The following is a 13,756-nucleotide window of genomic DNA, read 5'->3' as shown; positions in this document are numbered from 1 at the left end:
CCCCGCCGCCGGCGACGGCCTCCGTCGGCGTCGCCGGTCAGCAGGCGTCGCGGGTCAGTAGGCGTCGCGGGTTTTGCGCGTGGCGGCGTCGACGGCGAGCACGCCGCTCATCGCTTCCTTGTTGCCCTGCAGCGAGAGGGCCTTGAAGAGGCGGTTGGCCGACTGGAAGTCGCGGATGTGGTAGTAGCTCCACGCCCGCAGCATCATCAGATCCTGCTGCTCCGGGCCGAGCCGGGCGCGCTCGTCGAGCGCGATGATCGCCTCGACATAGCGCCCGTCGCGGTAGAATTCGAGCGCCCTCTGGGCCAGCAGGTCGCCGGTGAGCTGGAGCGAGCGGCGCGGGTTCTGCGGCGCTTCGAGCGCGGCGGCCTGCGCCTGATTGGTCATGCCCTTGCGGATATAGGCCAGCGACTTGCCATAGGCGGCATCTTCGGCGACGCGGCCCGTGCCGTATTTGATGGCGTAGTCGAAGGAGGGGATCGCCTCCATCGGCCGGTTCAGCTCCATGAGCTGCCAGGCGCGCGCCAGCGCCTCGCCGGCCGCTCCGCCCGAGCCGCCGCCCGCCGCCGCATTGCCCGAGCGGGCGGTCGACTGGGCGAGGTTGCGCCGGCGCGGCGGGGTGGGCACGGGCTCGCTGGCATAGCCCTGATCGGCGGTGACGGCGGGGATGGGCGCGAAGCCGGTGCCGGGCTGGCCGGCATAGCTTTCACCCTGCTGCGGGATCGGCTGGAACTGCGCCGTGCCGGGGGTGCGCACCGCGCCGGAAGCCCCCTGGAATTGCTGCGGGATCGGCTGGAAGGCCTGCCCGGCATAGGACATGGCGGTGGTCGCGCTCGGCGCCGTCGGGTAGTTCACCGCGCCCGGCGCATAGGTCCGGCCCGCGCCGATGGTCGGCTGGCCGATCGGCGGCGGGGTGAGCGTCGGGGTCGGGGTCATGCGGGCGGCGGCGGCCACCAGCGGATCGGTGATGCGCAGATGCGAGGTCTGGGCGTTGCGGGCCTCGAGCCGGGCGCGGACATTGGGATCGACCAGCGCGACGATGCGCTCGGAGCGGGCACCCCAGGCCTGCACGATGGCCGCGAGGCGAGCCCGGTCGCCGAGGCGCCAGAAGGTGAGCGCCAGGCCATAGGCGGACGGCTCGTCGTTCGGATCCCAGTTCAGCGCGGTCTCGAACCAGGACTGGGCGGTGACGATCTGCCCGGTATTGTAGGCGTACCAGCCCAGCGCCTGTGCGCCCGGCACGTACTTGTCGCGCATGACGACAGGGCTGAAGCGCGCCAGCACGATCTCGTCCAGCACCGGCGGCGGGTCGGCCGTCAGCAGGCTGATGACGACGTCGAGATAGGCCTTGTTGTTCTCCGGGGCGGAATCGCGCCACTCGAAGGCGATCGGCTCGGCTTCCAGCGCGCGGCCGAGGAAGTTCAGCGCCAGCACATAGCCTTCCGCCGACTTCGGGCCGCCCTTGCGGTCGAGCGCGAGCTTGAACCAGTCGAGCGCGCGCCTGGCCTCGTCATGGCGGAACAGATACCAGCCCAGCAGCAGCGGGTCGCCCGGCTGGTCATTCTGCTTGGCGAGCACTTCGAGCCGCTTGATGTCAGCCTCGGGGACCGAATATTCCGGGTTCTCGGCGGCGGCGCCCATGCGGCGGCGAATGAGATCGTCGCGCAGCACGTCGAATTCCGGCTTGCCCTCGGCATCCTTGCGCTCGAGCTTCATCAGATTGGCGATCTGATCGTCCGTCAGCAGCGGGATGGCCTTCTGCATCGTCGCCAGCCGTTCATTGGCGTCGTTGCAGTTGGTCAGCACATAGGTGTAGGCGTCGAGCGCGCGCGGCACCTGATTGGTCTTGGCGAAGGCTTCGGCCACGCGCCAGAGAATGTCGACATTGGTGCAGGTCAGGATGCCCGGCTGGTCGGTGGCGAGCCGCAGCACGGTGTTCCACTGCTGGCCGTCTGAGGCGTTGATCAGGCGCTGGCGGGTCTCGGCCTCGTTGAGCCGGGCGATCAGGTCCGCCGGCGGCTCCCAGGACGAATCCGCGGCCTGCTTGGCGGCGATGGCGCTGCGCACATCGCTGTACTTGCCCTCGGCATACATCTTCCACATGCGCTCGAGCTCGACATCGGACTGCGGCCCGAACAGGTCGCCGGGCGGGGACCAGTCCGGGTAGAGCGCGCGCAGGCGGGCGATTTCGGCTTCGAGGCGGCGCGTATCACCCTGGGAGGCGAAGTAGCGCAGGGCGGTCTCGTCGACCTTGGGGCGGTTGGTGGTGGATCCGGAGCCTGTCGGGAGCTCGATCTGCTGAGCGATCGCGGGGAGGACGGCGCCTCCCAGCATGATCAGCAGAGCAGCTCGCTTTAGAGACATCTCGGATACTTCTCCGCGACCAAGGCCCAGCCCAAAAGAAACAAAGTCGACGGGTAGTAGAGCGTAGGCTCAAACCGCCGCAGATCGTCGGGGATCGGGGTCGCCGCGAGGGCACAGGCCAGAACCGCGCCGAGCATGCGATAGCCCGGTTCGGTCAGCCGCGTGACCACGCGCCCGGTGGGAATGTCGACCACCGCGGGGCTTCCCCCGTTCTCGGTCAGCCAACTCCTCCGGAACGAATCCTGAAGCTCTGCGTCCGCAATCCCTGCCCGCAACAGGTAAAGAGATATCCTTAACGAATTGTAACCGAAGACCGGGGGAAACCCCTCGGCCACGGTGACCGGCGCATTCGTCGGGGCGGATATCCAGTCGGGCGGCAGGCGCGCGGGACCAAGCTGCGCGATGCGCAGAAGCTCGATGCCGGAGCGCGACAGCGCGTCCCAGTCGGTTTCCGGCGCGAGTTGCTTCATCACCGGAAAAGCTTCGAAGATCCAATAGGATAGATTCAGTATAGGGCCGTCCGGCCGGTCCTTTGAACTGAAGCCGGTGGCACCGGGAAGAAGAATCGACCGGCTGCCGTCGCGCACGACCAGCTTGCGCCCGATGGCGCGGGCGATCTTCTGTGCGCTGTCGATATAAGGCTGGTATCCCCAAGTCCTGCCCGCCCGAGCCAGTGCATAGGCTATTAACAGATCGCCGTCGCTCGCGGCGTTGACGTCGGTCACATGCGGCTTTGAAGCAGGATCCCAGCGCCATGCAGCGAGTCCGTCGTCGCGAATCAGCAACTCGGTACGCGTGAAACTCCATATGCGCTCAAAGTTACTTCTGTCACCAGCCAAATAGGCCAGCAACATTCCGTAACCCTGGCCTTCGCTATGGCTGATGCCGCCATTGGCGGTGTCCACGACCCGCCCGGAATCGTCGACGAACGCCTTCATGTAGGCGTTCCAGGCGTCGATCGGTATCTGGATGTTCTGGGCCTTTACTGGAAACACCCCGCAGGCAAGCAAGAGGATGCCGGCTACGAGGTATTTCATCATGTCGGGCGTCCCAGTCGTCGCAGCAGGAAGGCAGTGGCGATGCCGAGCACGGTGCCGGCCACGAGCAGCATCAGCGCATAGGGCATGATGTTGGTCGAGAGCCAGTTGGCCGCGATCATGCGGAAATTACCAAAGGTCAGCGGCTGGGTGACGATGAAGCGGTAGCTCGTCACGTCGCGCCGTTCCACCTCGCCATTGGCGGACTGGAAGGCGACCGCCTGCCCGCCGATGCGGTTCCAGACGGGATCGGCGGTGAAGCGCACCATATTGGCGGCCAGCGCCTCGGAGGTGCGTCCCGTCACCAGCGTCCAGGCCGAGCGGCCATTGGTGCTGTTGCCCTGCGCCATCAGCACGGAGGTGCGCGGCGGCGGCTCCCAGCGCGTGCGCTGGCCTTCCTGGATGCGCAGCGAGTTGAAGCCGATGGAGAAGGTGCGCTGCAGCCAGCCCTCGAAGCCGTCGATGATGGCGTAGAAGCCGCCGCGCCCCTGCACGCTCTCGCGCCAGCGCTCATAGACCTCGGGCGTGGTCTGCGCGGCGGGCGGGGGCGGGGTCGATGGCACCGGCGCGGCCTCCCCGGCCTGCCGGTTGCGGAAGCGCTCCAGCACGTTGTCGTAATTGGCGCTGTCCGTGGAATTGGCGGTGCCGCCATCGTCGCCGGCCGAGACCACCCAGTTGGCGCGCACGGATTCGGCGATGCTCACCTGGTCGAGCACGCTGGCGGAGATCTGGTCGATGCCACCGACAAAGATGGCGTTGCGCTCGCCCAGCGTCACCGAGGCGGGGGCGGCGTCGATCGGCAGCGGCGCGCCATTGGACTGGGCAAGGCGAGCCATCAGCGTCGAGGCGGCGGAGAGGGTGAAGGCGTCCTGCCGCGCCAGCACCACGGCGATCGGGCTGCCGTCGAGATCATAGGGGAAGGCGTCGCCGGCGAAGGCGGCGAGGTCCGGCATGCGGCCGATCCGGGCGAAGTTCTCCATGGAGAATTCGGAGCTGTCGAACAGCACGAAGCGGTTGTCGGCCGGCAGGGTCGCGCCCGGCAGGCAGCGCGCGTCGGATTCGGTGTCGAGCACCACTTCCAGCCAGAGCCGGTTGATGCCCGGGCGGAAATTGCGCAGCGGGATGAAGATCGGCTCATGCTGGAACAGCCCGCCGCCGCGCGCGGTGATCGGCAGGGTCGAGGCGATCTGCTGATTCACATAGATGTCGACATGGCTGCCCGGCCGCACCGCGGCTGTGAAGGCGGCGTCGAGATAGAGATTGGCGTTGCCATAGGCCTCGGCGAAGAAGTCCGGCGGCAGGGCGATCTGGAACTCGGCCCGGTAGCGGCGGCCGGAGAATTCCTGCGTGCTGACGCCAAGATCGGCGAGCCGCACCGTGCGCGCGCCGTTGAACAGCGGCGCGCTCGGCGCCCAGCGCGTCAGCGTGTTGATGGCGTCGGTCTGCGGGATGGTGATGTCGTTCAGCCGCTCGATGGCGCGGTCGACATCGGCCGGGGTCGGGCCGGAGATCACCAGCGTCGGCGCGCCGAGCCGGTCATCCTCCAGGAAGGTGGTGATGGGCCGCTGGCGGGCATCGCCCGGCGCGTTCGCCATGAGGCGCGGCAGCTCGGCGGCAGTGCCGATCACCACGGTGAGGCCGCCGGGCGGGGTGGGGCCCTGCGCGCCCTCGGCGATGGTGACGGCGGGGTTGGGGAACTGGCCGCGCACCGACAGGCCCTGCACGACGCGCAGCACGCGGGTGGAGCCGCCGCCTTCGATCGGGCCGGGGGTCACGACACGGATGTTGGTCACGCCCTTGGAATCGAAGCCGACCGCCGGCAGGTCGTCGAGCCCGCCGGTGAGCGGCGGGCGCCCGCCGGCGAAGGACAGGCCGGTGCCCTCGCCATTGATCTCGGTCCACAGCTCATAGGTGGCGTTCACCGCGCAGTCGGTGCGGTGGCGCTGGATCACGTCGATGCGGATGAGGTTGGCGCCGGCGCGCAGCGTGCCGCGCTGCACCGCGACCGAGAAGCGCGAGGGCTCCTGCGAGGAGGCGATGGGCGTCTCGATGATCGCCTGGCCGTTGATGGTCACCCGGATGCGCGAGGTCTCCGGCATCACCACGACGGCGTTGATGTAGCTGAGCAGGAAGGTCGCCTGCCGGCTGGCCTCTTCCTGCGTGAGGTTGATGGTCCAGGCGCGGGCCGCGGCCTCGCCGGCGAAGATCATGCGCTGCTGCGGGATGATGAAACGGTCGGGCCTGGGCGGCGCCGCCGGCACGGCAGGGGTGGCGACGCGCGGGGCGGCGGGCGCGGGCTGGCCCGGCCGCATCTGGAAGGGGGCGGCGGTCGGCGCGGGGGCGCCGGCCTCGCCGGGAACGCCGAGACCGGTGGTCGGCAGACGCTCGCCCTGCGCCGGCGCGGCGGGGCCGTCCTGCTCGGCGAGGCCGCGCGGCGTGCCGCCGGGCAGGTTACCGGCGCCGGGCGCGCGGTTGCCGGCGGGCGGGGCCATCGGCACGCCACCGGGCGAGGCGGGGGTCGCGGGCGCGCTGTAGCCGGAGACCGGCGGCGTCATCGAGAAGCCCGTGCCCTGACCGGCGGCGCCGCTCTGCTGCGCGGCTGCGGCACCGGCGAGGGCGGCCAGGAAGCCGAGCGCCGCGATCGGGTGGAGAGCGCGCATGGTCATTATCCGCGTTTGGCCGGGGCGAGCACCGGACGCTGGCGCCGCTCCCGCCACAGCTTGTGCAGGTGAACCAGATAGGACAGGCCGCGGCCGGTATGAAAGATCGAAATTCGAAGGAAATTGATAGTACCGCGCAGAACCCCCGGATTGCGGCGCCGGGACTCCTGGAATTTCTTCCACTGGTCGGAATTTGCGAAGATCAGGTCGGCGATCAGCCGGTGATGCATCGGCTCGGTGGGGGCGAATTCGGTGCCGATCAGCGTGCCGTCCGAATCACGTTCGACGTTGCGGATGGTGACCGGCATCGTGTCGATGGCGATGTTGGAGGCGATGGGCTTGAAGCGCAGCACCGCCGCATGGCCGCGGTCCAGCTCCGGCAGGGTGACGTTCGGGTTCGGCCGCACGCGCGCGCCGCCGAGCGAGCCGTCGTCGATCATCGCCCCATAGGACACGCCGTCGATGACGAGTTCGCAGCGCCGCATCAGGTCGACGCGGTGGGTGCGGCGCCGGTTGCGCCGCTCCGACACCACGCCGAGCGCGCAGCCGGCGATGATGATGTTGAGCACGTTCCACGCGCCAACGACGATGATGACATCGGCGTTGAACGGCTCGGTGACCAGCCGCCAGATGGTGACCAGCAGCCCGACGATCAGGATGCCGTAGACGATGAAGAATGGCCGGCCGATCTCCGACACATGGCCCTCTTCCAGTGTCTCGCCCTTGGCGGTGACGTTGAAGGTCGGCTTGTGCGGGTTGGCGATCACCGAGATCAGCGCCGGGAACAGGTAGATCGACTGGATGTATTCGTACAGCTCGGAAATCCATGGCCAGCGGTAGCGGCCATAGAGGTAGTTCTGCATCAGCAGGTTCACCAGCATATAGGTGGTGGTGTAGGCGAAGAACTCGGCGCCCGAGGCGTTGAAGATTTCCAGCGAGAAGAACAAATAGAACAGCGGCGAGATGAGGAACATCAGCCGCGGGTAGGAAAACAGCCAGAACAGCGTGCTGGACATGTAGCAGAGGCGCTGCGGCAGCGAGAGGCCGCGCTTGCCGGGCGGGAAGTGGAACCGCAGGATCTGCATCATGCCCTGCGCCCAGCGCGAGCGCTGGCCGATGAAGCTGGCGAAGGTCTCCGGCTGGAGGCCGGCGATGAGCGGGCGGTCGACATAGATCGAGTGCCAGCCGCGCGAGTGCAGCTCGAGCGCGGTCTCGGCGTCCTCGGTGATGGTGATGCCCTGGAAGCCGTTGGTCTCGGCCAGCGCCCGCCGGTTGATGACCGCCGCCGAGCCGCAGAAGAACGCCGCGTCCCATTTGTCGAGGCCGCGCTGGATGATGCCGTAGAACATCTCGTTCTCGGACGGCATGTGCTCGAACGTGTCGAGATTGCGCTCCAGCGGGTCGGGATTGATGAAGAAGTGCGGGGTCTGGACGAGGAACAGGTTCTCGTCCTGCAGGAAGAAGCCGACCGTCTCCTTCAGGAAGTCGCGCGTGGGCGCGTGGTCGGCGTCGAACACCACGACGAGGTCGCCGGTGGAGTGCTGGAGGCCGTTGTTCAGGTTGCCGGCCTTGGCGTGCTCGTTGCGCGCGCGCGTCAGGTAGCGGCAGCCGAGGCCCTCGCACATGGCGGTGAGTTCCGCCCGGCGCTGCTGCGCCTCGGTGGCCTTGGTGATGTCGTCCTGCTGGCACTTCTGGTCGGTGCCGCCATCATCCAGCAGCCAGACGGTGAACTTGTCGGCGGGGTAGTCGAGGCTCAGCGCGGCCGAGACGGTGGAGGCAAGCAGGTGCGGGTCTTCATTATAGGTGGGAATGAAGACATCGACGGTCGGCTCCTCGCCCGGCGGAATGGCCGGCGAGACCCGCGAGGGCATGGGTGAGGACACGACGAACAGGCTGAGGAACAGCATGAACACGCTGTACATCTCGGCGATGTAGAGCATGAAGCCGGGGATGAAGTCCTCGATCTGCGAGATCGGCGGCAGCGTCGAGGTCGTCCGCCAATAGACGTAGCGCAGCACGATGGCGGTGCCGAGCGCCAGCGCGATCATGCGGAAGACGCCGACCGGCGGGCCGAAGGTCTTCAAGAGGATCATGGCCAGCACAACGATGCAGCCGGCGATGAGATGAGCCTGGAGGCTGATCGGCAGGGTGATGAGAAACACCACGATCAGCGAAGAAATAGCCCACAGGCCGGCAACCCATGCCTTGCGCATCGTGTCTTTAGCCTCGGTTCCAGCCGTGCGGGGCCGCACACTACCGACTGTGTCTTACGCTCCAGAGGTTGAGGAAATCTATCCAAGGGCCCGTCCGCTTTGTCCGTGCTCGATTCCACCGGAGGGACGGGCAGGATAAAGTCCGCCGACGCATGTGATTCGGGGGCGTCTCGCGTCGATTCGTTGGAAAGCGGGCGGAGTGGGGGGTGTCGTCACGGCGACGGCTCAAGCGCTTGAAGGGCTCATGATTGGACGGAACAGGCGCATAGCTCGCCTCGGGTGTCTTGCGGTGTCCGTCGCCCTTGCCATGGCGGGGTGCGCCCCGTACCCGCTGGTCGGCCAGAATCCGCAGGTCGCCACCGCGACCGTTGAAGTGCCCGTGGCCGAGGCGTTGATCCTCCCCGAGCCGGGCTCGACGCCGCGCGTCGTCACCGTGCTGGAGACGGACTATCTCAACGCGGTCGAGCAGGAGATCGTGCTGGAGACGCAGGCCCGCACGCCCGGCCAGAACGCGATCCATGTCGTGTTCTTCGGCCCGGTGAAGGGCCGCACCGGCTGGGAAAATCTCAAGCAGGACGATTATCTGAACGACGAATTGCTGGATGACGAGATGCTGGAGCGCGTGCCCGGCGTCGCCATGCATGTCTCCAACTATTTCGTGCAGAACCGCTACGGGCCGTTCAACTACGCCATCGGCAATGCCGGCAATGGCGAGCTGTGCATCTATGCCTGGCAGCGCATCCAGTCGCAGGTGCCGCTCTATGTGATCTGGCGCGACCGCGGCATCCTCTCCATGCGCCTGCGCCTGTGTCAGGTCGGCGCCAGCGAGCAGGATCTGCTGCGCGTCATGTACCGCTATTCGATCAACGGCTATTTCCTGCCGCAGGCCTGGCAGCCTTATGGCAAGCCGATGGGCGAGCCGGCGGGCCTCGGCCAGATCGGCGGGCCGATGTCCTATCCCTCCGGCCTTCAGGGCGACGGCACCGTGCTCGGTGGCTGGATGGGCGGCGAGCCGCAGCAGACCACCGCGCCGGCGGAGACCTCGCGCGCCCGCAGCACGCGCCGCTATGGCACGGCCGTGCCGCAGGCCCAGCCGGTCTATCAGCCCGGCGCGCCCGGCGCCTATCCGCAGGGCAACCTCGTCGATCCGGTGGAAGGCTATCCGCAGGTGCCGGGACCGGCCGTCTCGAACCAGCTCGCGCCGAGCACCACGCCGAAGGTGACGCCCGGCCAGGTGCCGGCCGGCACGGTGATCGACCGCGCCCCGGCCCGCCCGGTGCAGTCGCCCAGCCAGAACACGCCTTTCGCCACCCCGCCGACCCTGCCGGGCGTCACGCCGTCCTCCACCCGCACGACGCCGGCGACCTCGACCGTGGGCGAGCCGGTGCGGCTGGTGCCGGGTGCCACGACCTACCCGACCCCCAGCCAATAGGCCCCGCGCGGGTCACGATGGCGTGAGCGGGCCCGCGCAAGACGGTGCGGATCCTTGCCGCGCAAGCTTTGGCGGGTAGGGGAGGTCGCCGTGGTGCCACTTTCTTCATGAATGGCAAACCATGATGGGCGGGATGACGGCCGGCATCGGTGTTCCGCAGGTGACGCCGGGCAGGCCCCGCGCACAGCGGATCGCCGTCGGGAGCTTGAGTGTGCGTTCGACCAGACTGATGGCCCGGCTGGGCCTTTTGCTTGTTCTCGGCCTTGCCGCGGCCCTGGGTGGCTGCGCGTCCATGGATTCGGATGATCGCGGCTCGGTGCCGCTGAGCCCGGCCATCGTGGCGGACATGACCAAGAAGGGCATGACGCCCGAAGACCCGATCATGATCCGCATCTACAAGCAGGAGAGCGAGCTCGAGGTGTGGAAGCGCACCCGCACCGGCCAATACGCGCTCCTGAAGACTTACCCGATGTGCCGCTGGTCCGGGAAGCTCGGCCCGAAGACCCGCGAGGGCGACCGGCAGGCGCCGGAGGGGTTCTATGAGGTCACGCCGGCGCAGCTCAACCCGCGCTCGCAATATTATCTCTCCTTCAATCTCGGCTACCCGAACCAGCTGGAATCCGCGCTCGGCTACACCGGCAGCGCGTTGATGGTGCACGGCGCCTGCACCTCGGCCGGCTGCTACGCCATGACCGACAATGGCGTGACGGAAATCTACGCCATCGCCCGCGAGGCGCTGAAGGGCGGGCAGCAGAGCTTCCAGGTTCAGGCGCTGCCCTTCCGCATGACGCCAGCCAATTTCGCCGCGCATCGGCGCGACCCGAACCTCGCTTTCTGGCGCAACCTTCAGGAGGGCGTGGAGTATTTCAACGTCACCCGCCGCCCGCCGACGGTGACCGCCTGCGCCGGGCGCTACCGCTTCAATGACGGCCCGACGCCGTTCGATGCGACGCTGAATCCGCTCGGCCCCTGCCCGGCGGTGCCCGGCAGCGTCGAGGTGGCCGAGGCGGTGAAGCAGCGCCAGGCGGCGGAGGATGCCGAGGCGGCGGCGCTCGCGGCGGCCATTCCGCCCGCGCCGGCCTATGTCGATGGCGGTATGCACCGCAGCTTCCGCGATATTCTGCGCTCCTCCGGCCCGGAAAAGCTCGCCGCCTTCACCTCGCGCAAGATCCCGGTCAGCCAGCCCGACGCGGCGCTGGCCGATCCCTATTCCGGTCGCGCCCTCGCGGCAGCCCCGGCGAGCAGCCCCGCGCCCGCCAGTGCGCCGGCTGCGGCGTCTCTCGGCACGCCGGCCGCGACCGCCGCGCTTCAATAGGCCAGCTGGGGTGAGTTCGCTCGGGGTCCACGTGCGCGCGGCGACTGACGCTGACATGGCCGCCGTGCAGGCGATCTACGCCCATCATGTGCTGACCGGCACCGCCTCCTTCGAGGAGGTGCCGCCGACCCTCGACGAGATGAACACCCGCCGCGCCGCCATCCTCGCCCATGGCCTGCCCTATCTGGTGGCGGAAACGGGCGAGGGTGTCGTCGGCTATTGCTACGCCACGCTTTACCGGCCCCGCCCCGCCTATCGCCACACGCTTGAGGACTCCGTCTATGTCGCGCCGGGCCATGGCGGGCAGGGCATCGGCACGGCGCTGATGGGCGCGCTGATCGCCCGCTGCGAGGCCGGGCCGTGGCGGCAGATGGTGGCGGTGATCGGCGACAGCGCCAATGCCGGCTCCATCGCCCTGCACAGCCGCCACGGCTTCGCGCCGGTCGGGGTGTTCCGCGATGTCGGCTTCAAATTCGGCCGCTGGCTCGATTCGGTGCTGATGCAGCGGCCGCTGGGCGCGGGCGCGACCTGCCTGCCATCTCCCAAGACCGAGCTCTGAAACAAAAAGGCCCTCCATGCGGAGGGCCTTTCTGTTGGTCGGGGAGGTCAGCCTCAGGCCGGACGGCGCGCGCCGCCATTGCCGCCGCGACGCTCGCCGGGCTTGCCGGCGCCGCCCGCACCCTTGCCGCCCTTGGCGACAGGCTTGGAGCGGGTGACGGCGCCGCCGCGATTCTCGCGGGCGGCCGCGCGGGGCTTGGCCGCTTCCGCCGGCTTGTTGCCGGGCAGGCGGGCCAGCATCACCTTGTCGATGGTGACGAGGCGCATCACGTTGGTGGTGCCCGGCGTCGCGAAGGGCACGCCCGCCGTGATGGCGATGCGGTCATTCTCCTTGGCGAAGCCGTGCTCCAGCGTGACCTGCGTCGCCTTGGTCGCCATCTCGCCGAAGGTGTGGATCTCCTCCGGCGCATGGACGACATGCACGCCATAGGACAGCACCAGCCGGCGGGCGGTGGAGAGCTGGCTGGCAATGCCGACGATCGGCACGCGCGGCCGCTCGCGCGCGGCGTGCAGCGTGGTGGTGCCGGAGAGCGTGTAGGTGACGATGGCCGCCGCATCGACCGACATCGCCGCCTGATAGGCCGCGTGCGTCACCGCGTCGGCGACCGTGGTGCCGGCCTCCGGGCGCTGCGATTCGATGATGGCGCGGTAGCCGGGGTCGCGCTCCACGTTCTTGATGATCTGGTCCATCATCGCGACCGCCTCGACCGGGTACTGGCCGGCGGCGCTTTCGGCGGAGAGCATCACCGCGTCGGCGCCATCATAGACGGCGGTGGCGACGTCGGACACCTCGGCGCGGGTCGGCACCGGGGCGGAGATCATCGATTCCAGCATCTGCGTGGCGACGATCACCGGCTTGCCGAGGCGGCGCGATTCGCGGATGACGCGCTTCTGCAGCGCCGGGATTTCCGGCAGCGAGAGCTCGACGCCGAGATCGCCGCGCGCCACCATGATGCTGTCCGACAGCTCGGTGATGCGGGTGAGGTGCTCGACCGCCTGCGGCTTCTCAAGCTTCAGGTTGATCTGGGCGCGGCCCTGGATCAGTTCCTTGGCCTCGATCACATCCTCCGGGCGCTGCACGAAGGACAGCGCGATCCACTCGACGCCGAGGTCGAGGGCGAAGAACAGGTCGGAGCGGTCCTTGTCGGTCAGCGCCGAGACCGGCAGCACGACGTCGGGAACGTTGAAGCCCTTATTGTTGGACAGCCGATTGCCGGCGATCACCTGGGCCTCGATGAAGCCATTGCCCTTCTTGACCACGCGCACCCGGACCTTGCCGTCGTCGAGCAGCACGGTCGAACCTTCGTGCAGGACTTCGAGAATCTCGGGATGGGGGATCGGCACGCGCTTCTCGTCGCCCGGCGTCGGGTCGGCGTCGAAGCGGATCGTGGTGCCGGCGGTGAGGGTGATGGCGCCGTCGACAAACTTGCCGAGGCGAAGTTTCGGGCCCTGCAGATCCGCGAGCACGCCGATGGGACGGCCGACCTCGGCTTCCAGCGCACGTACGGCCCCGAGCACACGGCCGTGGTTCTCCTGCGTGCCGTGGCTGAAATTGAGCCGGAAGACGTCGACGCCGGCCATGTAAAGGGCCTTGATCATCTCCGGGCTCGAAGAAGCGGGTCCAAGGGTCGCCACGATCTTCGTCGCGCGTTCCCGCCTGATCACCATGTCATCCTCCGTCGTGGCGTGCGCCGCTGGTCGCCGGCACGCCTTCATATGGACCAAAACACCGCCGCTGTCTCTGGCGTGTTATCTTGCACTGCAACGTGTCTCTACCGCGACGCGGCGTTCAATTCTTCGCGGGGACAGCGAGGCGGCGCGCTTGACCTGTCGGTGACTTCCGCCCTTACTGGACGTGCATCGCAGGCGCTCTGGCACCTTTGCCTCGTGTCGGATCGCGTGAAGCCTCCGGCGGGACGACCTGGCGCCCCGGGGCCGAAGGAGGCGGGTGCTCTGGCACCCGTGGCGGCGCGCCGATGGCGCGCACGGCCTGTGGTTCCCATGCGAGGCCGAGGTCGTCAACCATCTTCGCGACGGGCTGACGGAATCATCTTGCTGGCATTCGGAATTCTGTATACCAATTCGGGGTGAGGCCGACCGGCTTCCCGTGTGCGCCGCTGGCGACCGGGCGGCGGCGGCTTCCGCGAGAGACCGCCGGGGGCCACCTCATGCCCGGT

8 protein-coding genes are annotated in these 13,756 nt (G+C 68.4%); 3 read left to right on the top strand and 5 right to left on the bottom strand.

Going from position 1 to position 13,756, the window contains the following annotated elements; genetic code table 11:
• Nucleotides 1-54 precede the first annotated feature (54 nt).
• Genes AncyloWKF20_RS13465 through bcsA form a run of 4 tightly spaced genes read right to left on the bottom strand, consistent with a single transcriptional unit; the run spans nucleotide 55 to nucleotide 8,274 of the window.
• Entirely contained in the window at nucleotides 55-2,364 is a 2,310-nt protein-coding gene (locus AncyloWKF20_RS13465; RefSeq protein WP_279314538.1) for a hypothetical protein, read from the bottom strand.
• A complete protein-coding gene (locus AncyloWKF20_RS13460; RefSeq protein WP_279314537.1) occupies nucleotides 2,355-3,404 on the bottom strand; it encodes a glycosyl hydrolase family 8 in 1,050 nt (349 codons plus the stop codon). The genes AncyloWKF20_RS13465 and AncyloWKF20_RS13460 overlap by 10 nt, the downstream gene beginning before the upstream one ends.
• A complete protein-coding gene (locus AncyloWKF20_RS13455; protein ID WP_279314536.1) occupies nucleotides 3,401-6,061 on the bottom strand; it encodes a cellulose biosynthesis cyclic di-GMP-binding regulatory protein BcsB in 2,661 nt (886 codons plus the stop codon). Before AncyloWKF20_RS13455 ends, AncyloWKF20_RS13460 begins: the two co-directional genes overlap by 4 nt.
• Before the next feature lie 5 nt (nucleotides 6,062-6,066).
• Nucleotides 6,067-8,274, bottom strand: a complete 2,208-nt coding sequence (bcsA, locus tag AncyloWKF20_RS13450; protein ID WP_279314534.1) for a UDP-forming cellulose synthase catalytic subunit — start codon at nucleotides 8,272-8,274, stop codon at nucleotides 6,067-6,069.
• Between the two features lie 289 nt (nucleotides 8,275-8,563).
• Here bcsA and bcsN point away from each other — a divergent pair, with 289 nt between their 5' ends.
• The 3 genes from bcsN to AncyloWKF20_RS13435 all read left to right on the top strand — a co-directional run bounded on the left by bcsN (nucleotide 8,564) and on the right by AncyloWKF20_RS13435 (nucleotide 11,580).
• Complete coding sequence (gene bcsN / locus AncyloWKF20_RS13445) at nucleotides 8,564-9,706, top strand: cellulose biosynthesis protein BcsN (protein ID WP_279314533.1); 1,143 nt, start codon at nucleotides 8,564-8,566, stop codon at nucleotides 9,704-9,706.
• Nucleotides 9,707-9,998: 292 nt separating this feature from the next.
• Nucleotides 9,999-11,021, top strand: coding sequence for a murein L,D-transpeptidase (locus AncyloWKF20_RS13440; RefSeq protein WP_279317972.1), 1,023 nt, complete (start codon nucleotides 9,999-10,001; stop codon nucleotides 11,019-11,021).
• A gap of 10 nt (nucleotides 11,022-11,031) precedes the next feature.
• Entirely contained in the window at nucleotides 11,032-11,580 is a 549-nt protein-coding gene (locus tag AncyloWKF20_RS13435; RefSeq protein ID WP_279314531.1) for a GNAT family N-acetyltransferase, read from the top strand.
• Between the two features lie 53 nt (nucleotides 11,581-11,633).
• Here the strand turns inward: AncyloWKF20_RS13435 and pyk are convergent, their stop codons facing one another.
• Entirely contained in the window at nucleotides 11,634-13,247 is a 1,614-nt protein-coding gene (gene pyk, locus AncyloWKF20_RS13430; RefSeq protein WP_267584947.1) for a pyruvate kinase, read from the bottom strand.
• Between the last annotated feature and the right edge of the window lie 509 nt (nucleotides 13,248-13,756).

Source organism: Ancylobacter sp. WKF20 (genome assembly GCF_029760895.1).
GTDB lineage: Bacteria > Pseudomonadota > Alphaproteobacteria > Rhizobiales > Xanthobacteraceae > Ancylobacter.
Note: the sequence above shows the minus strand (reverse complement) of the source record. Positions and strands in the feature narration are given on the sequence as shown.

Excerpts from the sequence above, each read along its gene's own strand:
- AncyloWKF20_RS13465 (WP_279314538.1), bottom strand. The coding sequence starts at position 2,364 with ATGTCTCTAAAGCGAGCTGCTCTGCTGATCATGCTGGGAGGCGCCGTC.
- AncyloWKF20_RS13460 (WP_279314537.1), bottom strand. The coding sequence starts at position 3,404 with ATGATGAAATACCTCGTAGCCGGCATCCTCTTGCTTGCCTGCGGGGTG.
- AncyloWKF20_RS13455 (WP_279314536.1), bottom strand. The coding sequence starts at position 6,061 with ATGCGCGCTCTCCACCCGATCGCGGCGCTCGGCTTCCTGGCCGCCCTC.
- bcsA (WP_279314534.1), bottom strand. The coding sequence starts at position 8,274 with ATGCGCAAGGCATGGGTTGCCGGCCTGTGGGCTATTTCTTCGCTGATC.
- AncyloWKF20_RS13440 (WP_279317972.1), top strand. The coding sequence starts at position 9,999 with ATGGATTCGGATGATCGCGGCTCGGTGCCGCTGAGCCCGGCCATCGTG.
- pyk (WP_267584947.1), bottom strand. The coding sequence starts at position 13,247 with ATGGTGATCAGGCGGGAACGCGCGACGAAGATCGTGGCGACCCTTGGA.